The sequence below is a fragment of the Methylacidiphilum kamchatkense Kam1 genome, from assembly GCF_007475525.1.
GTDB classification, from domain to species: Bacteria; Verrucomicrobiota; Verrucomicrobiia; order Methylacidiphilales; family Methylacidiphilaceae; genus Methylacidiphilum; species Methylacidiphilum kamchatkense.
Genome location: NZ_CP037899.1, coordinates 1,428,240 through 1,447,533, shown reverse-complemented (window position 1 = coordinate 1,447,533; position 19,294 = coordinate 1,428,240). Strand labels below are relative to the sequence as shown.

The following is a 19,294-nucleotide window of genomic DNA, read 5'->3' as shown; positions in this document are numbered from 1 at the left end:
TTTAAATTGAAAGGATAGAATGGCTCGAATTTTAGGTGTAGAAATACCAGGTAACAAGCCTTTGATTGCTGCATTGCCTGTTATCTATGGCATTGGCAGATCGAGGGCAAAGCTCATTTGTGAACAGGCCGAACTCAATCCTCAGATGAGAGCGAAGGACCTGACAAACCAGCAGATTAATCGGATTATACAGGTAATCGAAGAAAATGGTTTTGTCATCGAAGGGGATCTCAGACGAGAGGTTCAACAAAATATAAAAAGATTGCAGTCCATCCGTTGTTATAGAGGATTAAGGCATATCCGTGGGCTTCCTGTAAGAGGACAGAGAACTTCTACGAATGCTAGGACAAGAAAAGGACCTAGAAAAACCATCGGTGTGGTCAGAAGAAAAGAGGCTAAGAAGGGGAAGGTTTAAGGGAGTTCTGTTTTAAGTTTCATGGAGAGTTAGTGATTGTGTGGAAAGGGAGGATACAATGGCAGATGGTAATCAAGAAAAAAAGCAGAAAGTAAAAAAAGAGGAAGGCAATTCTCAGATGGCGCCAACTACAGAGTTGGCAGGAAAAGCTCAGAACATAAAAAAGAAAGAAAACCAGGGGGAAGATTTATTGTCGACGCCATTGGAACAAGAGCAAGAAAAGATAAAGATACCTAAAGTTCGCGCAAGCAAGGCGATTTATAATGGAATAGTGAACATTTTGGCGACCTTTAATAATACTATTGTGACGATCACCGATATGAGTGGGAAAACGGTGGCGTGGTCCAGTGCCGGCAAGTGTGGGTTTCGCGGGACTAAAAAATCCACGGCGTATGTGGCACAGCTGGTTGCACAGGATGCTGCTAGGCAAGCTATGGGACATGGAATGAGAGAGGTCATTGTAAAAGTCAAAGGGCCTGGAACCGGAAGAGAATCGGCGATCAGGGCCTTGCAAGCGGTGGGATTGGAAGTCACCTCAATCTTAGATGTGACTCCAATACCTCATAATGGGTGTCGACCAAAGAAGCCGCGTCGCGTCTAAGTAAAGAAAAGGGGGGAGAAACAAAATCATGGCAAAATATATTGGTCCAAAAGCGAAGATTTCTAGACGGTTTAATGTAGCTTTGTTTGGCCCAAGTAAGGCTTTAGAACGGAAGCCTTATCCACCAGGAGTTCATGGACAGCGGGCTACAAAGAAGAAATCGGATTATGCGGTAGCCTTGGCGGAGAAGCAAAAGTTGAGGTTTATGTATGGGATCATGGAAAAGCAATTTCGAAGGTATTTCCAAATTGCTCATAAAAAGAAAGGAGTAACAGGAGAAGTGCTCTTTCAGCTTCTTGAGCAAAGGTTAGACAACGTCGTCTATAGACTTTGTTTTGCAACCAGTAGAATGGAAGCTAGGCAACTAGTAAACCATGGTCACATATATGTCAACGGCAAGAAGGTGAATATACCAAGTTATAGAACTAAACCGGGGGATGTTATTGAAATTTGCCCTAAGCCTCAATCGAGAAAGTTGGCCTTACGCAATCTTGAAGCCATGAAAGGTATAAGGATTCCCGATTGGCTCTCCCTAGAAGCAGATAATCTAAAGGGGACGGTGAATCGGCTTCCAACCAGGGAAGAAATACAACCTATCGTCAACGAGCAACTGGTTGTGGAGTTGTATTCAAAATGAACATTGGGATGCAAAATCCTTTATAGAAGGAGTGGTAGGGTGTTATGGCTATACGTTTAGGAAGATTTGAGATGCCCCGTTCCATCGTCAAAGATGAAACGGTATCGAATGCGACCTTTGGTCGTTATATCATTGAACCCTTTGAGTCGGGATATGGTCATACCTTAGGTAATTCGTTGCGCCGTATCCTCTTGTCATCTTTAGAGGGAGCGGCCATTGCCTCGGTGAAAATCGATGGGGTTATGCACGAATTTACCTCTATTCCTGGGGTCGTCGAAGATGTGATAGACATCGTTCTTAATCTGAAGAAAGTCTTGATTAAAATGCCAGATAGAGAGACTCGGACTTTCCGCATCGATGTCCTGAAAGAAGGCCCAGTAACTGCCGCAGATATTCAAGTTGACCCAGGGGTGGAAATCGTCAATCCAGAACAGCTCATTTGTACGCTTGACCAAAAAAAGCATTTAATGATGGAACTAGAAGTGAAGGTTGGAAGAGGTTTCCTATTAGGCGAATACAACAAGAAACCCGACCAATCCATTGGGGTCATTCCTATCGATTGTCTTTTTTCTCCAGTACGACATGTGAAATATGAGGTGGAAAATACTCGGGTTGGACAGAGGACCGATTACGATAGACTCATTTTTGAAATATGGACCGATGGTAGAATAGGGCCTGATGAGGCAATTGTCCAAGCAGCCGCTATTCTCCAACATCATCTTGATGTTTTTGTTCAATTCGGGAAAGAGCCGGTGGAATTTGAAAAACCAAAACCACCCGTTAAAGAAGAAGAAAATAGGCTTCGAAAGATTCTTAATATGAGCGTCAATGAAATAGAACTTTCAGTCAGAGCAGCTAATTGCTTGAACAACGCCAATATTACTACGGTTGGTCAGCTGGCTATGAAGACGGAAGCGGAAATGCTGAAATATAGAAATTTTGGGAAGAAATCCTTGAATGAGATTAAAGAAAAGCTTGCCGCGCTTGGTCTTTCCCTAGGAATGAAATTCGATCCGAGTATCTTAGAACAACCAGAGGAGAAAACATACAGGGAGTAAACAGGGACTTTCTCTGGGTATGGTAGAGGAGGCATGAGATGCGACATCAGAAAAGAACACAGAAATTAGGTAGGGATTCTCAGCATAGGGCCGCGTTACTTGCTAATCTGGCCGTAGAGCTTATTGAGCATAAAAGAATAAAAACGACTTTAGCCAAGGCTAAAGCGTTGCGTCCATTTGCCGAAAAATTGGTTAGCCTTGCAAAAAAGGGAACACTCCATGCTAGGCGACTCGTCGTCAGTAGAATCCATGATAAGAAAGCTGCTCGGATTCTTTTTAATGATATTGCTTCTCAGATGCAAAACAGAAATGGCGGCTATACACGAATTTTGAAACTAGGCAATAGACTATCGGATGCTTCGGAAATGGCATTGATTGAATGGACAGAAGGTCAAGTGGTGGAAACGAGCCAAAAGACTCCCGAAAAAACCTAATTGCCTAAACCAAGGATCTTTTGCCGCTGGTTCTTTCTTTAGAAAAGCCACTCTATCCAATTAAAAAATGAGAAGAATCGCTAGAGAAGATTTTGGTTTTGGTTTTCTATAGCCAGTGGTTGAACAGCTTTGATGGGAATTTCCGTTCCTTCCCTTCCTTTCGATTGGATTAGTTGTTCTTTTCTTGCTTTTTCTCTAAAGTAGAGTTGAGCCTGAAAAGGCTCTTTTTCTGGTTTGATTCGTCTATAAATACCATTAGGTAAAAGTTCTCTGGCTTTGACGTTATCCGCTAGATAAGCCTCTAAAATTTCGTGCACCTTTTCTTTTAATTTGGGATTTTCTATAGGAAAAATAACTTCGATTCTCCTATAAAAGTTTCTTTGCATCCAATCCGCACTCCCTGAATAATATTCAGGATTGCCGCCATTCTCAAAATAGAAGATCCGACTATGTTCCAAGAACCTACCTACAATGCTAATGACTCTAATATTTTCACTGACTTGTGGAATCCCTGGTCTTAAACAGCAAATGCCCCTGACTATAAGATCAATTTTAACACCAGCAGAAGAAGCAGCATAAAGATGTTGAATGATATCTTCATCAACAAGGGCATTCAGTTTTGCAATGATTCTAGCTTTTTTCCCTTCTTTGGCATTGTTAATTTCTCTTTGGATCATCTCCTTTAGTCTGCTGGCCATATTAAATGGAGAAACGATAAGTTTTTCGATGCCATGAAATCGAGAAAGCCCGGTCAATATGTTGAAAAGAGTCGCTACTTCTTTCGTTATCTCCTCATTGGTGGTTAAAAGGCTCAGATCAGTGTACAACCTTGCCGTGCTTGGATGATAATTGCCTGTAGCGAGGTGAACGTACAACCTAATTTGATCTGGATCTCTCCGGATGATTTCAAGCATTTTACAATGAGTTTTCAATCCAACAATACCATAAAGAACATGTACTCCAGCTTCTTCCATACGCCTGGCCCATTGGATATTGTTTTCTTCGTCGAATCTGGCTTTAATTTCGACCAAAGCCGTGACTTGTTTGCCATTTTGGGCTGCTCGAATAAGAGCATGAACGATCGGAGAATCTCCACTGGTTCGATAGAGAGTCATTCTTATTCCAAGGACGGAAGGATCAATGGCTGCTTTCTGTAAAAAATCGACAATGATTCCAAAGCTTTCATACGGATGGTGGAGAAGCACATCAGTTTTGCGAATCACTTCAAAAAGATCAGGTTTTCCACTTAGTTCTAAAGGGATAACAGGGGTCCATGGCCTATCTCTTAGGTGTGGAAATGCTTCATGGTTACAGATAGGTAAAAGATGAAGGAAGTTCAAAGGATCAGGATTGCGATAGGAATCTCGATGATCAAGATGAAGTGCTTTCAACAGAATTTCTTCTAGTTCTCTTGGACATGTGGCTTCTATTTCTAGCCTGACAGCGTTGCCTCTGTTCCTCTTTTTTAACTCCTCTTCAACGGTTTGTAAGAGGTTCTCTGCTTCTTCTTCATCGATATAAAGCTCACTGTTCCGAGTAATTCTGAAGGAATTGACATCTTGAATTTCGTCTCCAGGGAAAAGCGTGTCTAGAAAGTTTATGACCAGATCACTTAAAAGAATAAATCTAAAACCCGATTTAGAATTACTCCCAGGCAATGTGATGAGGCGTGGCAAAATCCTTGGAATTTGAACAATGCCAAAATTGTGCATATGAGAGGCATTAGGCCGTTTCAAAGTCAAGATCAGATTAAGGCATTTGTTGACTAATTGAGGGAAAGGATGACTCGAATCAACTGCCAGAGGAGTCAGAACGGGAAAAATTTCTTTATCAAAATAGGTTTTACACCATTCTAGCTCTGATTCTGTCAATTCATTGTGGGTGCATAAAAAGATCCCATTCTTTTTTAAAGCTGGCTTAATCTCCTCGTTCCAAATTTTGTATTGTTTTTCAACGAGTTCATGTGTCCTTTTTTCGATTCCTTCGAAAACCTGAAGGGGAGTCAACCCATCAGCACTCTGTTCTTCACTTCCGTTTTCTATTTGCTGTTTGATTCCTGCGACTCGAATTTCAAAAATTCATCTAAATTGGAGCTAAAGATACAAAGGAACCGAAGTCTTTCAAGCAAAGGCTGTTTTGGATCGGCAGCTTCTTCCAAAACTCTCGCATTGAATTCAAGCCAGCTTAGCTCTCGGTTAATAAAATATTCAGGCTTATTAAAAGTTGCTAGCATCCCTTTTGTTTTTTAACTCTACTCTGAAGTTTGTTTCTTTCAAGAAACTGTCTACAATTCTTAAAGCAAAAAGGCATTTTTTTCATTCATGACTCTAGGACGACTGGGGCGGTATGTCCTTAAGAGTGGATTCGATTTCAGGGACATCACCCACCTCTTCGGAAAATGCTCCACTCGTTTTAATTTTTTTTGTCGAAGGAATGATTTTTCCCTGGCAGAGGGTTGCAATTTTGTTGAAAGCCTCCATCGAGCTTCCCAATGCTTTGCGGAGTCTGTTTAATAGTTCCATGAGCTCTACAAAAGAACTGTAAAGCTCTTTGATTTCATGGGCAATTTTTTCGACCTCTTCAGTCATTTGTTGTTGTTGCCAGCCAAGAGCAATTGCTTTGAGCAAGGCAAGAAAATTGATCGGTGAAGCAAGAAGGACTTTTCTTTCTAGGGCATATTGAAATATTTCTGGATCTGCTTCAAAAGAAACAGATAGAAGCCCTTCATTTGGTAAGAACATGATGACATATTCAAATGCATCGGTTTGATTCTGACCATAGTCTTTTTTCCCTAAGTCTCTGATTCTTTCCTTGACCGCTGCCAGATGCTCCTTTAATTTTATTTTTCTTGTGGTTTCGTTATCCGCTGTCATAGCCTCAAGATAGGCTCCCATCGGCGTTTTTGCATCCACATATATCTTTCTATTCCCAGGGATATAGATGATCATATCAGCTCTTTTGTCTGCATCCGGAGGCTGTGGAATATAGGAGACGTGTTCTTTCATTCCGGCCATTTCTACAAGACGCTGGAGTTGATATTCTCCCCATGATCCTCTTACAAGAGGAGATTTTAAAGATTGTTCCAGTTTTATTGCTGATTCATGGAGTTCTTTGTAAGCCACGGATAGATGGGTTAAATGAGCGCTCAGTGAGCTATAAGCTCCTTCCCTTTTGCTTTCCAAGGTTTTTATCTGTTGATCCAAGGCTTCCAGGCTTTTTTCAATCGGTAAGACTATTTCTTTGAATTCTTGTTTTTTTAGATTCCAGTCCGCTTTCATGCTCTCAAAGAGGGAATGAAATTGATAAGTAGCCTGCTCCAGAATATTTTTGGAATTCGATTCTAAAACCTGCAATGCGAGGGATTGAAACATAGTTTTGAGAGTGTCTTGAGCCGCTGTGACCCAGAGAATTTTTCTTGTTCAGCCTGCTTTTGAGCTTCAAGAGTGGCTATTTGTAGCTCTAACTCTTTATTTTGAGCCTGTAATTTAATCAAATTTTCGTTTTCATTCTTATATCTTTCTAGATCTTTTTGAAGCAAAATGTATCTGGGTCTTAGTAGCAGCACCGCTAAAAGAAACCCGATTCCCACTCCAACAAGAATGCCTACGATGAAAAAGCTGTTCATTTTAATTTTTTTTCTTTCAATACAGTCCTTTTTTTGAGCGATAAGTAAATAGTTTTCTTCCTATAGAATAATGTTTTAAAACACCATAGAGGTGGACCCAACAGAGAGAGGTAGAAAAAGTTAGAAAGGGAGGCAAAAGTCATCTATGCTTTTTTCTTTTGAAAAGCGATCGTAATGATAGAAGGCTCTTATTAGAAGCTAGAGAAGAACAATTGGAGTGCGAGTTGAAAAAAAAATCGATAAACCCTGAAAAAGAATCTTTGCATGCAGCTGCAGTCGACTTCAGTGATCTTCAACAAAAGCCAATTGAGAGAAAAAAGGAAAGTAAAAATTTTTGGGGGATTGTACTCAAAACCCTCATTTCTTTTTCTCTTCTTTTTTATTTAGGTTCAAAGCTCAACTGGCAGAAATTTTTTGCTTATTGCCAATCGATCGATCTTATACTGCTTAGTTTTGCCTTCATATTTTGTGCCTTACAAACTATTCTTTCTTCTCTGCGCTGGAAAATCCTGCTTTATGCTTTGAACATTCCTATTAAGGGTTGGACAGCCTTTGAACTAGCAATGATTGGAAAATTTTTCAACGCTGCCTTACCAGGGGGAACCAGCGGGGATTTTGTGAGGATCTATTATGCTATGGAGCTTTTCCCGAGGAACAAAACGGCAGTGTCTGTTTCCATCCTTTTTGATAGACTGATTGAAGGGGTGATGCTTCTTGTCTTGGGATCTCTCTTTGGGCTATTGTTTTATAGACAACTCAATGATCAACCTTTGCTTCAAAAAGCGGTTCTTTTTCTTTTAGGTCTCACTCTTTTAACTCTTTTATTTTTAGCTACCCTTCCTATGCTTCTGAAATTTGGCATCCAGTTATCGCAAAGATATCTGGAAAAATGGAAAAGGCTAGAACAGGTCCTTAAGGATATTCTCCATGTTTTAGATGCCTTTAAGGATTGCTATGGTCGAATCTTGGCCGCTTGTATTCTTTCTATAGGAGTGCATCTATCGGCCATTCTAATGTTTGTTTTTGTAGCTGCCTCCCTTCATATGCACTTGCCTCTATGGCTTCTAGCGGTGGTGATGGTTGAGATCACCCTTATCGTATTCCTTCCGATCAGCATCTCGGGTCTAGGCGTAAGAGAAGGAGCAGTAGTGCTATTGCTTGGTTCTTATGGCATCAGCCCAGAACTTGCTTTGGGTTTTTCATTACTATCTTTCAGCGTTGGAATACTCTGGAGCTTAATTGGAGGAGTATTTTTCTTGGCTTGGAAAAAAAATAAAAACAACAGCGTTTCTCTTCCTACCAAATAAAAAAAATGGGATTGACATGGAGAAAAAAGCCTTATTTTTAAAATCTCTCCTTTCTAAAGGCTTTCTTTTGCTTTTTTTGACTGGAATAATGATTGTATATTCGGGCTGCAACAAAAAGTCTCATATGGAGCATGCTTTTGATTCAAGGCCGATTATAGGACTTATTACCGACTTTGGTTCTAAAGATCATTATGTAGCACAACTAAAAGGAGTGATTTACTCTATAGATCCTTTTGCTCGGGTCATTGATCTCAATCATGAAATTGAACCTTATAATCTTACCGAAGCGGCTTTTCTTATTGATCAATCAGCCTTGGAATTTCCTGCAGGTTCTATTTTTGTGGCCGTAGTGGATCCAGGAGTAGGAACGGAGCGTAAGGGCATTCTCCTAGAAACCAAAGCCCATAAGTTTTATATCGGTCCTGATAATGGGATTTTTAGTCTTGTCATAGAGAGAGAGGGGGTAGCGGAAGTATGGACTCTGGATAAAAAAGAAATATGGAAAAGGGAAGAACCAAGTCATACATTTCATGGAAGGGATATTTTTGGTCCGGTGGCGGCCTATCTAAGTCAGGGGGGAAAACCTCAGAATACAGGTTCTAGAATGCCAAAAGAAAATCTTCATTTGTTGAATTTCTCTCCTCCGTCGACGATTGGACAGAGTGTTTCCGGACAGGTCCTTTATATTGATCATTTTGGTAACATTATTACCAATATCCCTATGGGAATGGCTTCCTGGATCAAAGAAGGGAATTTGGTTCGAGTGCAGATTGGGAAAATAACGCTTGCAGCTCCCTGTGTAAAAACCTATAGTGAGTTGCCTTTGGGAAAAGTTGGCGTATTATATAATAGCAGCGGCTACTTAGAGATTTCATCAAGTCAGGGATCAGCGGCGAAATTGCTCAAAGCGCAATCCGGTAACTCCCTGTTACTTCACCCATAGCTATGTATGAACGAAGAATTAAATAAATAGTGTATATATATAAAGTTTAGATTATGGAAAAGATAAAAAACATTGCGATTATTGCTCATGTTGATCATGGAAAAACAACGTTAGTAGACCAACTGTTGAAACAGTCTGGCTCCTTTCGGCAAAACCAACAATTGACCGAAAGAATAATGGATAGCATGGACTTGGAAAGAGAAAAGGGGATCACCATCCGAGCAAAGAATGCCTCTTTCCAGTATGAGAATTACAAGATCAATTTGATTGATACACCTGGACATGCCGATTTTGGAAGTGAGGTAGAAAGAAGTCTAGGGATGGTTGATGGCGTTTTGCTATTGGTAGACGCTGTAGAAGGGCCTCAAGCGCAAACTAAGTTTGTATTGAAAAAAGCTTTATCCCAAAATCTCAGTCCGCTGGTGCTCATTAATAAGATTGACAGGGCAAATGCCCAGCCTATTAAGGTTCTAGACCAGATTTTCGAACTCTTTCTTGAATTAGAGGCTTCTGACAAACAGCTAGATTTTCCCGTATTGTATGTTTCAGCTAAAGAAGGCATCGCTTTGAAAGAATGGAAAAAAGAAATCTCAGTTGAAGATAAGAAGAACGGCTTCAAGCCACTTTTTGAAGCTATTTTGACTCATATCCCTTCTCCGACTATCTCTCAGGACCCAGTTTTTAAGCTTTTAGTCGCCAACTTGGATTACAGCGATTATTTAGGCAGAATTGCGATTGGCAAAATTTTTTCTGGTACAATTAAAGTGGGTTCTCCCCTTTTTTCTTATCAAAAATCTGGGAAAACGAGTCGGGGAACTGTCACAGCGATTTTAGGCTTTAAAGGATTGGAACGGATAGAGCTTTCCGAAGCTTCTGCTGGGGATATAGTCGGAATAGCTGGTTTGGAAGAAGTTTATATTGGAGATACGATATCAGATGTCGAGGATACTATTCCCCTGCCACGAATAGAAGTAGATCCGCCTACGGTTCGCATGCGGATCCTGGTTAATGATTCGCCTTTAGCAGGCAAAGAGGGGAAACTTCTGACAGCGAGACACATCTATGGAAGGCTTCTCAAAGAAGTAAGAACCAATGTAGGGCTTAGAGTTGAAGAAACGGACGTACCTGGCGCCTTTGAAATTAGTGGTAGAGGGACCATGCAGATAGCTATTCTTGTCGAACAAATGCGCAGAGAAGGGTTCGAGCTTATGGTTAGTCGACCAGAAGTGATTTACAAAGCTGATTCTTCTGGTATCCTCTTCGAGCCTTATGAGCTCTTATCGGTAGATATCCCACAAGAATGCCTTGGGCCAGTAATGGAAATGCTTTCGAAAAGGGGTGGCAATATTCGCATGATGAGAAATAGTCAGCAGAGGGTTTTTATGGAGGCGTTAATTCCAACCAGGGGCTTAATTGGGTTTGAAACTGAATTTGTTAATCTGACCCGAGGGGAAGGTTATGCGAGTCATCTCTTTCATGCGTATGGCCCTAAGCAGGGAGAAATTGAAATAAGGAGCAATGGGGTTCTTGTTTCAATTGCAAAAGGTATTTCGACAACTTATGCTTTGGAAAATCTCCAACAAAGAGGCATCCTTTTTATTGGTCCGGGTGAAGAAGTATATGAAGGGATGGTAGTTGGGGAACATAAAAGACCTGGGGATCTTCTTGTTAATCCTTGCAAAGCAAAGCATTTGACGAATATTCGTTCTCAAGGCGAAGGCAAAGCTATTGGACTAGAACCGCCGAAGATTTTTAGGCTTGAAGAAGCGATAGAATTCATTAGTAGTGAGGAACTTGTTGAGGTCACTCCAACAAAGATTAGGATTCGAAAAAAAATATTAGATTCGAATGACCGGAAAAAAGCTGCCATAAAAATAGGTTCATAGGATAGACTGAGGGTGTTTTCCAATGGAACTTCAACAATAAAAATCTCTATGGAGGCTGTAGTTGTTATTGACATGCTTGAAGATTTCGTTGGTGGGAAGCTTGCTTCTAGAGAAGCAGTGAAGATTATAGAACCGATCAGAAAATTAAGTATCGCGGCTAGAGCTAAAAAAAAGCCGGTTATTTATGTTGGGGATGCCCATCTTCCTAGTGATCCAGAAATAACAATCTGGGGGGAGCATGCCATGAAAGGTTCCCCTGGAGCTTCTATTATCAAAGAACTGGCCCCAAGCCCATCGGATATCGTGCTTGAAAAAAGGACTTATAGTGGGTTTAGGGAAACAGGACTGGACCTCGTACTAAGATCTTTGAAGGTGGATACCATTATCTTAGTGGGTCTGCATACCCATCTGTGTATAAGGCATACAGCTGCCGATGCCTTCTTTTTAAACTATCATACGATCGTACCAGTAGATGGGGTGTGTGCCTTTAGTCCCCAAGAACAGGAAAGTGGGCTAGAATATCTTCACAAATTTTACGCTGTAGAGCTCTCCACGGTATCCTCAATCATTGAAAACTGGAAAAAAGAATGAATCAATAATTTCCTTTATCCTTTCCTGCTCTTTGTAATAAAAGGATTATTAAGGCAAATAGCTGAATGAAAAATAAAACTTTTCTTCATCTCATCAATTTAAACATAAAAGAGAATTTTATAACTAACTATCTATTTTGAATTATAGTCAGTGTTATATTTTTTTTATCTTTTTTACTGTTTCTATTTTTTTTTCTGCTTTGCTAAGAAATGCTCTCCCACTCATTTCTCTCTTTCTATAGGAGTTTTTTGTTTGTTTCTTTTAGTCCCCATGGTCCTTCTTTCTACAAGAGAGATTCTATGGGCTGATACAGTATTCTGGCCTGGGGAAGAGATCGCTGTGCAAGATATCGTTGAAACGATGAATCAAGCCGATTACGGGAAAGGATGGATAGGCAAGTGGAGGAAAATGACCGAAGAGACAAGAAACCGACAAACATCCTGGCTTACTCCGCTTGTGACTGAAACTCCAAGATTGGAGCAACGCATTCGGTATGATGTCTACGATCAAACATTACCAAATGGGAATAAAAGATGGAATATGGGTGCAGGCAAGGGAGTCAATTTAATTGTTGGTCCGACCCTAGAATTTGCTTTTTCTCTGCCACAATACATTTATTACCCAGGAGAAGGCCGACTCGATGGGTTTCAAGGGGAAAGTTTTTTAATTAAAAACAGAATTATGGCTTCTCCTGAAGGACAGAAAAATTATGTCTTTTCGGTCATGCTTGCTGCTCACTCCCCTCTAGGACAAACTCTTCCAGACTATCCTGCACACTGGATCTGGGATCCTATCGTCCTCTTTGGCAAGGGCTTTGGAAATTTTGATTTTATGATCAATTTAGGAAGTCAATGGGCCGATGGAGCCAATAGAACCTTCGGTATTCCCTACTTTTATAACATTGCCTTGCAATATAAAATTGGCTACGTCACCCCAACAATCGAAATTAATTCTACTTCAAGCATCGATCAGCTTTTCTTTATTGGAGCTCCTGGGCTTTTTATTACCCCTGAAGTTTTAGTAGGAAGATTTCGATTCAAAGATGATTGGAAACTTTATTTTGGTATTGGATATCAGATCGCCATTGATAAAAAGACAGTCGAAAAGGAATATTCGAATGCTTTTGTAGTGAAGTTTCATTTGCTTTTTTAAGGATTCTGCATCAAAAAGACAAAGATGGACATAGGTTTTTTCGATCCTCTTCTTTCTTCCCCCAATAAAGAGGGAACAAAAAATTTTTCCTGGTACCTTGCTAGTCTTTTATGCTTCTTGTTCTTTTCCCATGGATTTTCAGAGCCGATCCCTGAGGCAATAGATAGGCAAAACCCAAGCCACCTTTTTCATGAAGGGAGGATAGAGGCGGCGGCCCGTGTAGCCTTCGAAGCTTTCCTCCGGGATCCGAAGGACTGGAAATCATTAAAGATCCTTGGGTGGGTGGCTTTGATGAAAAACCAACTTGAAGATGCCAGTAGGTTTCTTCAAAAGGGATTGGCATTAAATCCTGAAGATACCGAGATGAAGAGGCTATTGGCAATTTGTTATTATAGAGAAGGAAAGCTTGAACAATCGGCTGACTTATTAACTGAGATTAGAGAAGGGTGGACTGCCAACCTTCTTACTCAACTGGAACCGAAGGCATTCGATGTGCTGGAACCACAGACTAGTATCAAACTTGATGAGTCCTATCCTTTTGTGGGTATTCCAGTAAAAATATGCAGGAAAAAAGTCTCGTTTTTTCTGGATACTCGCAGTTCGTTTACTGCTCTGGATAGAGCTCTTTATGAAAAAATAAAAGATATTAGGCTTCTTGATACCATTGCCCTACAGTTCTGGTTCAACTTTGCAGGCAAATGGTCCATTCGAGCTAGAACAGGGATTATCCAATCGCTACAAATTGGAGATATGAAAATAGAAAGAATTCCCATCCTTTTAGCTCGATGGAAAGGCACCTATCTTTTTCCTCAACATGTGCCACAGATAGTTCATGGAGTGATAGGAACAGATATGATGCGACAATTTAATGTAACGATAGATTATCCGAAGAAAGAGCTTTTCTTACAAAAAAGAGAGGCCTCTTTTTCTGAACGATCTTTTCTAGGGATAAAAGATGGATCGACGGTTACGAAGCTTCCTTTTTACTTAACTCCTGGAGGACAGATTCTGATTCAAGGAAAGATTAATGATCAAGAAGGAATCTTTTTTATGGTGGATAGCCTGGATGTGGGAAGAGCTTTTACCTTTTCTGAATGGATGCTTGAGAAATTCCATTTGCCTCGGTATGGGGGTGGATGATCGGCTTAAGGAGAGGTGGAAGATATCCTTCCATTTACACGATTGTTCCCAAAATACAGATTGGCAATATTGTCATGGAAAATGTAAAGGCCGATATAGGAAAAAGCTATGATTTTCCACCTGCTATTGACCATAAGCAAGGATTCCACATTGGGGCGATTGTGGGGAATAGCTTTTTGAAGTCTTTTATTGTTACTTTTGATTTCCAGAATATGGTATTGATCTTGCAATCCAAAAAAACGACTGCTACCGACCAACTGCCCACAAGCCCGTTGGCATCTCATAGAACTGCAACTGGGATCAACGAATCGGATAATTGACTGATTGGATAAGAAAGCACTCTATTTTTTCCAGCAAAGGGCTAAAAGAGTAAAGAGCAACGGCAGGTAGGCAATCGAAGCAAAGAAAAGAAGACGGGCTGCTGTTAAAGTTCTTTTGAGGTGTAAAAAAAGGGCGGATAAAAAGAAAAGCATGCCTAACAGAAGCGCTCCCCAAAGATATAAACGCCCTGCCTGATGGGTGAAGTAGGGCAAAAGAGAAGCCATCAACAACAAAAAGCAGAAAAGAAGACTCTGCAGTGTCAATTTTTTGCCACTAGAATCTACTACGACAAGCATTTTAAAACCGGCTTTTTTGTAATCGCTTCGGTAAATCCATGCAATAGCATAGAAATGTGGCATTTGCCAAAAAAAGAGAATGCAAAAAAGGAAGATAGGCGTTAAGCGCAGGATGTTTGCCTCTTGAGCAGCATAGCCAATGACTGGAGGAAGAGCACCAGATATAGCTCCAATCCAGGTATTCCACGGGCTTATCTGTTTAAGAGGGGTATAGACTCCGACATAAATGATAAGGCTAAAAAGGGCAAGTCCAGCAGCCACAAGGTTAGAAAAATTCCACAGATAGAGAAATCCTACAATGGCTCCAATAATGGCAGTAATGGTGGCCTCTATAGCGTCAAGACGATGCGCTGGTAGGGGCCTGTCTTTGGTTCTTGACATTTTGCTATCCTGACGGCTTTCTAGTACTTCATTTAGTACAGCAGCCGAAGCAGCTACCAGTCCAGTACCGATCACGACATGAAGGGCTTTCCCTATATCCAAAGAACTGCCTGAAGCTAAAACAAAACCGAAAAAAGTGGTAGTTAGCACCAAAAGGGTAAGACGGAACTTGATGAGCTCAGCAATATCTTTTAACAGAGACCGACGACGCGCCAATGAGGGCTTCAGGGAACTCTGCAGTAAACCATTTTCTCTCTGAGGTTGGTTTGAAGTTTCTATCTTAAAGCTTTTCATATCTAAAAAGCAGAAATGGTTGCTAAAGGGATCATTGTCCAGGGTTAGAGTAGGTCGAAGAAGGATTGAACAACACTCTTAAGTCGTTTTGCTTGGTTTTGATCAACCATTCTCCTCGGTAAAGGATAACTGTTATGAGGGAAGAGAGGAATAAGATGGCAGCACCCACAAGAACATGAGCGGTAGTAATGATATTTTCTTTGCCTGTCCAAATGACGAAGGCTCCCAGGAGGATCTGTAAAGCTACAAGGCTGTGTAAGAGCCTAGCCATAGACAGAATGGGGGAGCGGGGGGCCTTTTTTTTAAGGACAAAAAAAGAAAAGACAGTAAGCAAGAAAATAATCAAAGCGACAAATCGATGGACAAGCTGTAGATGAATCTGTCCAAGGGTTGTTGGAGGCAAGCCCATGGCTTGCCTTCTTGCATTAATATTCGCTAGATCCTCAGGAGTGAGTCGGGGGAGAATTTGTCCGTAAGCAAGGGGAAAATCGGTAATGGATAGTCCTAAATGTGCATGACGCATAGCTGCTCCTAAAAGAAGCTGGATATACACAATGAGAGAAAGGGATAAAAAAAGAAGCGGCAGGCTTTTGGTGCCTACCACATACGAATTGTCTTTCTGCAATTGATCCTCGGTGATCCAATACTTAGAAGTGGCCAACCAAATAATACCCACAAGCACTAAAAAAGCTTGAGCCAGTGCCGCATGAATAATCCCAATCTGATCTTTCATCCACACCACTCGCAATCCTCCAAGGATGCCTTGAAAAATAACAAGAAGAAGAGCAAAGCAGCCTGCCCATTTGACCCAGGCGCGTTTTTCTTTAAATAAAAGAAGAAAGAAAAGAATAATGGTTAAAAAACCGACAGCCGAAGCAACAAGCCTATGACTATGCTCGTAGAAAACTCCTCCAATCCATCGGGATAGAGGAAAGCTAAACATATTGTAGCCAAAAGTTGTTGGCCAATCCGGAACAGCCATACCAGAATTGGTACTGGTCACCATGGCTCCCACAGCGATTAATAAAAAAACAAAAAAAGTAAGAATGGCTGAAAAAACATTAATAAGTCTATTTTTCACTTTTCCTATCCTATTTTAATGTCCTAGAATGAGAAGGAATTCATCAATTTTTTTTCCGAAACTCTCTCTCAAGAAGAATCCTATTCTAAATATAGCCTTTTTATGTTTTCTTCCACAGAAAAAGTTAGGACCCTTCTCGGTAAGAAGAGGAGTGGCAAGAAGTTTTGTCATCAAATAGCCAAAAACTCCTTTGATTATGCCGGGAAAGTCCAGTAGTTTAATGCAATCCTATGACAAGAGGTCAAGAATGGTCGGAGAGAGTGTTATCTGAAATCAAAAAAGCGATTATTGGGCACCAAACAATCATTGAAAGACTGTTGATTGGATTGCTCACTGGAGGGCATATTCTCATTGAAGGCATGCCTGGATTGGCTAAGACCCTTCTTATCAAAACGCTTGCTAAAGCGGTTGGTCTGAAGTTTGAACGGATTCAATTTACTCCAGATCTTCTACCAAGCGATGTGGTAGGAACGATGATTTTTCAGCCCAAAGAGGGTCGCTTTTTTCCACATTTAGGCCCCATCTTTGCCAACCTTGTCTTAGCTGACGAAATCAACAGAGCTCCAGCCAAAGTTCAAAGTGCTTTATTGGAAGCCATGCAGGAAAAACAGGTGACTATTGGGGGGACTTCGCATCGCCTGCCTGATCCCTTTCTTGTCATGGCGACACAAAACCCAATCGAACAGGAGGGTACCTATCCATTGCCTGAAGCACAATCCGATCGGTTCTTATTCAAGCTTATTATCGGGTATCCTTCGGAAGAAGAGGAAATGAAAATGCTTAGGCTTTGGGGGAAGTTGACGGAGGAGCCAGAAATAAACCCGGTTTCTTCCCCTGAGGAAATACGGGAGATAAGAAAAGAAATTGATCAGGTCTTTGTCAGTCCTATGGCTGAACATTATATCCTGGCGTTGGTACGAGCGACTAGGGAGGCTGTAAAAAATTCTTCAGAGGGCATTCAAAGGTTGAGCTATGGAGCCTCTCCTAGAGCCTCTCTTGCCCTTTTCCAAGCAAGCCGTGCTCTTGCCTGGATCAGAGGTTCTGATTTTTTAAGTCCTCCATTCATTCAGGAACTCTATATCGATTCTTTACGACATAGAGTTGGATTGAGTTATGAATCGGAAGCCGAGGGTAAGACGGTGGAAAGCATCCTTGAAGAAATTCTTAAAACTGTTTCCATTCCCACAGAATATGGCGAAGAAAGAGGCTGAACCCTTCGTTTTTTCAAAAGAAAAAGTTAAGGAAGCCTTGCGGCTTCTGCGTCGTATTGAATGGACGATAAAAACCACTTCAACCTACCTTTTTTCAGGAGAGTATCGATCGGTTTTCAAAGGCAAAGGGAAGGAGTTTGACCAGGTGGTGGCCTATGAGTTTGGGGATGATTTTAGGGATATTGATTGGAATGTCACGGCCAGGCTTGGAGCACTCTACAGGAAAAAATATATTGAGGAGCGAGAGTTGGTCATTGTCATAGTCATCGAAGATAGTCCCTCATTGTTATTTGGTTCGGGAGCAATGACCAAAAGACAGACGGTTATGGAAATTGCAGCTATTTTAGCTATTCTGGCCACCGGTTTTAGACATAGATTAGGCATAGTCCATGTTTTTCCTGGTGATTATTTGTTTATTCCTCCAGCCAAAGGAAGAAAAAAAGTTTTCTCTAACATGGTAAAGATCTGTAGCTTAGCTCCACCTTCCCTGCTGTTAGAACAACCAGTGGAAATTCCTTGGGCTTTTCTCCAAAGGGTCTTACCGAGAAATACCATATTGTTTTGGATTGGAGATTTCCCTCTCAGACCGATCCCTCAACAATGGTTCGCTTTGTCCCAGCGTTTTGAAATTCTTGGTTTTCGAGTCGAGGATCCCTGGGAGCAAGCGCTACCTATGAAAGAAAGTTTTTTGGCTTTTGATCCGGTTACTGGCAAAGTGGTCAAAATCGATCCTAGCAAACCAGAAACAAAAAAAAGACAGCAACAGTGGCGGCTAGAAAGAGATAAATGTTGGAATAGCCTCTTTCCCAATCGGTCTTCGAGATGCTCTTTTACCGTTGGCAAGTCCATCTTTGCCGATCTATTGCATTTTTTGCTGAACGCTCAACCATTAAATAATTGTATTAATATAATTCCATGGTAGCTCTGGTTGTTTTTGCAAATCCCTCCTTTTTTTTCTTACTTTTGCTTTTACCTCTTGTTTGGTTCTTTCGGAGGTATAGAAAAGAAGAACCTTTTTTTCTCCCCTTTGCCTCTCAATGGGTAGGAACCGAAAGAAAAGGACCGATCAATAAGCTTCCTGTGGTCTGTTGCTACCTTGCTTTTGTGTTGTTTATTATTGCCCTTGCTCGCCCACAGGAAGAAAAAGGTAAAATCCCCATAAGGAAAGAAGGCTACGATATCGTTCTTGTGCTTGATATTTCTGGGAGCATGCTTGCCGAAGATTATGAAATTGATCAAAAGATGGTCAGCAGGTTAGACGTCGTTTTAGATGTGGTGAAAGCCTTTTTAGATAAAAGAGTCAACGATCGTATTGGATTAGTAGCCTTTGCAGGAAGAGCTTATACTGTATGTCCTTTGACTTTTGATCATCAGTGGATAAAAAGAAAGATTGATCAATTACAGGCCGGAGCGATCGAAGATGGAACGGCTATTGGAGATGCTTTAAGCCTGGCTTTAAGCCGTCTTGAAGGCAAAAAAGAGTCAGAGGCACGACACAAAATTGGGTCCTTCTTGATCCTCTTGACTGATGGAGCAAATAATTGTGGGAATCTCCTGCCTTTGGAGGCTGCCCAATTGGCGGCCCGAAGTTCTATTCCTGTGTTTGCTATCGGGGCGGGATTAAGTGGGGAGGTAACAATGCCAGTCTTAGATGAAGAAAGACGGAAGATCGGCAGTCAAACAGTAATTTCGGAAGTGGATGAAGAGCTCTTACGGAAAATAGCTCAATTGACTGGTGGAGAATATTTTAGAGCAACCGATAGTAATGCGATTCTTTCGGCTTTCCAGGCTATTGATGCCAAAAAAAAGATTCCTTTTGAACCTATCGTGGTCACAAAAAAAGAAGAGCTTTTTCCCATTTTTTTGGTTTTGGGCCTGTTCTTTTGGTTTTTGGCTTTTCTTATCTCAAAAAGAATCTAAA

The 19,294-nt window shown here is 41.0% G+C and carries 19 protein-coding genes and 1 pseudogene; 15 read left to right on the top strand and 5 right to left on the bottom strand.

Features of this window, described 5'->3' with window-relative positions:
- Positions 1-19: 19 nt before the first annotated feature.
- Genes rpsM through rplQ form a run of 5 tightly spaced genes read left to right on the top strand, consistent with a single transcriptional unit; the run spans position 20 to position 3,145 of the window.
- Positions 20-415: a 30S ribosomal protein S13 gene (gene rpsM, locus kam1_RS06775; RefSeq protein ID WP_009058371.1), complete on the top strand. Its 396-nt coding sequence runs from the start codon at positions 20-22 to the stop codon at positions 413-415.
- Positions 416-473: 58 nt separating this feature from the next.
- Positions 474-1,016, top strand: a complete 543-nt coding sequence (gene rpsK, locus kam1_RS06770) for a 30S ribosomal protein S11 (RefSeq protein ID WP_052250380.1) — start codon at positions 474-476, stop codon at positions 1,014-1,016.
- Between the two features lie 28 nt (positions 1,017-1,044).
- Positions 1,045-1,653, top strand: a complete 609-nt coding sequence (gene rpsD, locus kam1_RS06765) for a 30S ribosomal protein S4 (RefSeq protein ID WP_039720616.1) — start codon at positions 1,045-1,047, stop codon at positions 1,651-1,653.
- A gap of 44 nt (positions 1,654-1,697) precedes the next feature.
- Positions 1,698-2,711, top strand: coding sequence for a DNA-directed RNA polymerase subunit alpha (locus kam1_RS06760; protein WP_039720617.1), 1,014 nt, complete (start codon positions 1,698-1,700; stop codon positions 2,709-2,711).
- A gap of 38 nt (positions 2,712-2,749) precedes the next feature.
- Positions 2,750-3,145: a 50S ribosomal protein L17 gene (gene rplQ, locus kam1_RS06755; RefSeq protein WP_039720618.1), complete on the top strand. Its 396-nt coding sequence runs from the start codon at positions 2,750-2,752 to the stop codon at positions 3,143-3,145.
- Between the two features lie 80 nt (positions 3,146-3,225).
- Here the strand turns inward: rplQ and ppk1 are convergent.
- The 3 genes and pseudogenes from ppk1 to kam1_RS10700 all read right to left on the bottom strand — a co-directional run bounded on the left by ppk1 (position 3,226) and on the right by kam1_RS10700 (position 6,770).
- A pseudogene (ppk1, locus tag kam1_RS06750) lies at positions 3,226-5,378 on the bottom strand (polyphosphate kinase 1).
- Between the two features lie 94 nt (positions 5,379-5,472).
- Entirely contained in the window at positions 5,473-6,423 is a 951-nt protein-coding gene (locus kam1_RS06745) for a DNA recombination protein RmuC (RefSeq protein WP_244946007.1), read from the bottom strand.
- A gap of 62 nt (positions 6,424-6,485) precedes the next feature.
- On the bottom strand, positions 6,486-6,770 hold the full coding sequence (locus kam1_RS10700) for a hypothetical protein (protein ID WP_244946006.1): 285 nt from the start codon (positions 6,768-6,770) through the stop codon (positions 6,486-6,488).
- A gap of 158 nt (positions 6,771-6,928) precedes the next feature.
- Here kam1_RS10700 and kam1_RS06740 point away from each other — a divergent pair, with 158 nt between their 5' ends.
- The 7 genes from kam1_RS06740 (at position 6,929) to kam1_RS10695 (ending at position 14,109) form a co-directional block, all read left to right on the top strand.
- A complete protein-coding gene (locus kam1_RS06740) occupies positions 6,929-8,077 on the top strand; it encodes a lysylphosphatidylglycerol synthase transmembrane domain-containing protein (protein WP_244946005.1) in 1,149 nt (382 codons plus the stop codon).
- A 124-nt stretch (positions 8,078-8,201) separates the two neighbouring features.
- A complete protein-coding gene (locus tag kam1_RS06735) occupies positions 8,202-9,020 on the top strand; it encodes an SAM hydrolase/SAM-dependent halogenase family protein (RefSeq protein WP_235276687.1) in 819 nt (272 codons plus the stop codon).
- Positions 9,021-9,073: 53 nt separating this feature from the next.
- Complete coding sequence (gene typA / locus kam1_RS06730; RefSeq protein WP_172616761.1) at positions 9,074-10,906, top strand: translational GTPase TypA; 1,833 nt, start codon at positions 9,074-9,076, stop codon at positions 10,904-10,906.
- A gap of 48 nt (positions 10,907-10,954) precedes the next feature.
- Positions 10,955-11,497: a cysteine hydrolase family protein gene (locus tag kam1_RS06725; RefSeq protein ID WP_039720624.1), complete on the top strand. Its 543-nt coding sequence runs from the start codon at positions 10,955-10,957 to the stop codon at positions 11,495-11,497.
- A gap of 252 nt (positions 11,498-11,749) precedes the next feature.
- Positions 11,750-12,649, top strand: a complete 900-nt coding sequence (locus tag kam1_RS06720) for a hypothetical protein (RefSeq protein WP_235276689.1) — start codon at positions 11,750-11,752, stop codon at positions 12,647-12,649.
- 24 nt (positions 12,650-12,673) lie between these two features.
- Entirely contained in the window at positions 12,674-13,789 is a 1,116-nt protein-coding gene (locus kam1_RS06715; RefSeq protein WP_244946004.1) for a tetratricopeptide repeat protein, read from the top strand.
- The gene (locus kam1_RS10695; protein WP_244946003.1) at positions 13,786-14,109 is read left to right on the top strand and encodes a pepsin/retropepsin-like aspartic protease family protein; all 324 of its coding nucleotides are present in this window, start codon (positions 13,786-13,788) and stop codon (positions 14,107-14,109) included. Before kam1_RS06715 ends, kam1_RS10695 begins: the two co-directional genes overlap by 4 nt.
- Positions 14,110-14,130: 21 nt before the next feature.
- Here the strand turns inward: kam1_RS10695 and cyoE are convergent, their stop codons facing one another.
- Together cyoE and kam1_RS06705 are read right to left on the bottom strand one after the other, a co-directional pair.
- A complete protein-coding gene (gene cyoE / locus kam1_RS06710; protein ID WP_052250381.1) occupies positions 14,131-15,081 on the bottom strand; it encodes a heme o synthase in 951 nt (316 codons plus the stop codon).
- A 31-nt stretch (positions 15,082-15,112) separates the two neighbouring features.
- Positions 15,113-16,162: a COX15/CtaA family protein gene (locus kam1_RS06705; RefSeq protein ID WP_143958331.1), complete on the bottom strand. Its 1,050-nt coding sequence runs from the start codon at positions 16,160-16,162 to the stop codon at positions 15,113-15,115.
- 230 nt (positions 16,163-16,392) lie between these two features.
- On the opposite strand from kam1_RS06705, the gene kam1_RS06700 reads away from it, so the two are divergent.
- Genes kam1_RS06700 through kam1_RS06690 form a run of 3 tightly spaced genes read left to right on the top strand, consistent with a single transcriptional unit; the run spans position 16,393 to position 19,293 of the window.
- Positions 16,393-17,373: an AAA family ATPase gene (locus kam1_RS06700; protein ID WP_039720628.1), complete on the top strand. Its 981-nt coding sequence runs from the start codon at positions 16,393-16,395 to the stop codon at positions 17,371-17,373.
- The gene (locus kam1_RS06695; RefSeq protein WP_143958330.1) at positions 17,354-18,295 is read left to right on the top strand and encodes a DUF58 domain-containing protein; all 942 of its coding nucleotides are present in this window, start codon (positions 17,354-17,356) and stop codon (positions 18,293-18,295) included. Before kam1_RS06700 ends, kam1_RS06695 begins: the two co-directional genes overlap by 20 nt.
- The gene (locus kam1_RS06690; protein ID WP_039720629.1) at positions 18,289-19,293 is read left to right on the top strand and encodes a VWA domain-containing protein; all 1,005 of its coding nucleotides are present in this window, start codon (positions 18,289-18,291) and stop codon (positions 19,291-19,293) included. The genes kam1_RS06695 and kam1_RS06690 overlap by 7 nt, the downstream gene beginning before the upstream one ends.
- Position 19,294 lies beyond the last annotated feature (1 nt).

What these genes read in the sequence shown, in the direction of transcription:
- rpsK (WP_052250380.1), top strand. Translation starts at nt 474, where the DNA reads ATGGCAGATGGTAATCAAGAAAAAAAGCAGAAAGTAAAAAAAGAGGAA.
- kam1_RS10700 (WP_244946006.1), bottom strand. Translation starts at nt 6,770, where the DNA reads ATGAACAGCTTTTTCATCGTAGGCATTCTTGTTGGAGTGGGAATCGGG.
- rpsM (WP_009058371.1), top strand. Translation starts at nt 20, where the DNA reads ATGGCTCGAATTTTAGGTGTAGAAATACCAGGTAACAAGCCTTTGATT.
- kam1_RS06725 (WP_039720624.1), top strand. Translation starts at nt 10,955, where the DNA reads ATGGAGGCTGTAGTTGTTATTGACATGCTTGAAGATTTCGTTGGTGGG.
- cyoE (WP_052250381.1), bottom strand. Translation starts at nt 15,081, where the DNA reads ATGAAAAGCTTTAAGATAGAAACTTCAAACCAACCTCAGAGAGAAAAT.
- kam1_RS06715 (WP_244946004.1), top strand. Translation starts at nt 12,674, where the DNA reads ATGGACATAGGTTTTTTCGATCCTCTTCTTTCTTCCCCCAATAAAGAG.
- kam1_RS06745 (WP_244946007.1), bottom strand. Translation starts at nt 6,423, where the DNA reads ATGAAAGCGGACTGGAATCTAAAAAAACAAGAATTCAAAGAAATAGTC.
- rpsD (WP_039720616.1), top strand. Translation starts at nt 1,045, where the DNA reads ATGGCAAAATATATTGGTCCAAAAGCGAAGATTTCTAGACGGTTTAAT.
- typA (WP_172616761.1), top strand. Translation starts at nt 9,074, where the DNA reads ATGGAAAAGATAAAAAACATTGCGATTATTGCTCATGTTGATCATGGA.
- kam1_RS06760 (WP_039720617.1), top strand. Translation starts at nt 1,698, where the DNA reads ATGGCTATACGTTTAGGAAGATTTGAGATGCCCCGTTCCATCGTCAAA.
- kam1_RS06735 (WP_235276687.1), top strand. Translation starts at nt 8,202, where the DNA reads ATGGAGCATGCTTTTGATTCAAGGCCGATTATAGGACTTATTACCGAC.
- kam1_RS06695 (WP_143958330.1), top strand. Translation starts at nt 17,354, where the DNA reads ATGGCGAAGAAAGAGGCTGAACCCTTCGTTTTTTCAAAAGAAAAAGTT.
- kam1_RS06690 (WP_039720629.1), top strand. Translation starts at nt 18,289, where the DNA reads ATGGTAGCTCTGGTTGTTTTTGCAAATCCCTCCTTTTTTTTCTTACTT.
- rplQ (WP_039720618.1), top strand. Translation starts at nt 2,750, where the DNA reads ATGCGACATCAGAAAAGAACACAGAAATTAGGTAGGGATTCTCAGCAT.
- kam1_RS10695 (WP_244946003.1), top strand. Translation starts at nt 13,786, where the DNA reads ATGATCGGCTTAAGGAGAGGTGGAAGATATCCTTCCATTTACACGATT.
- kam1_RS06700 (WP_039720628.1), top strand. Translation starts at nt 16,393, where the DNA reads ATGACAAGAGGTCAAGAATGGTCGGAGAGAGTGTTATCTGAAATCAAA.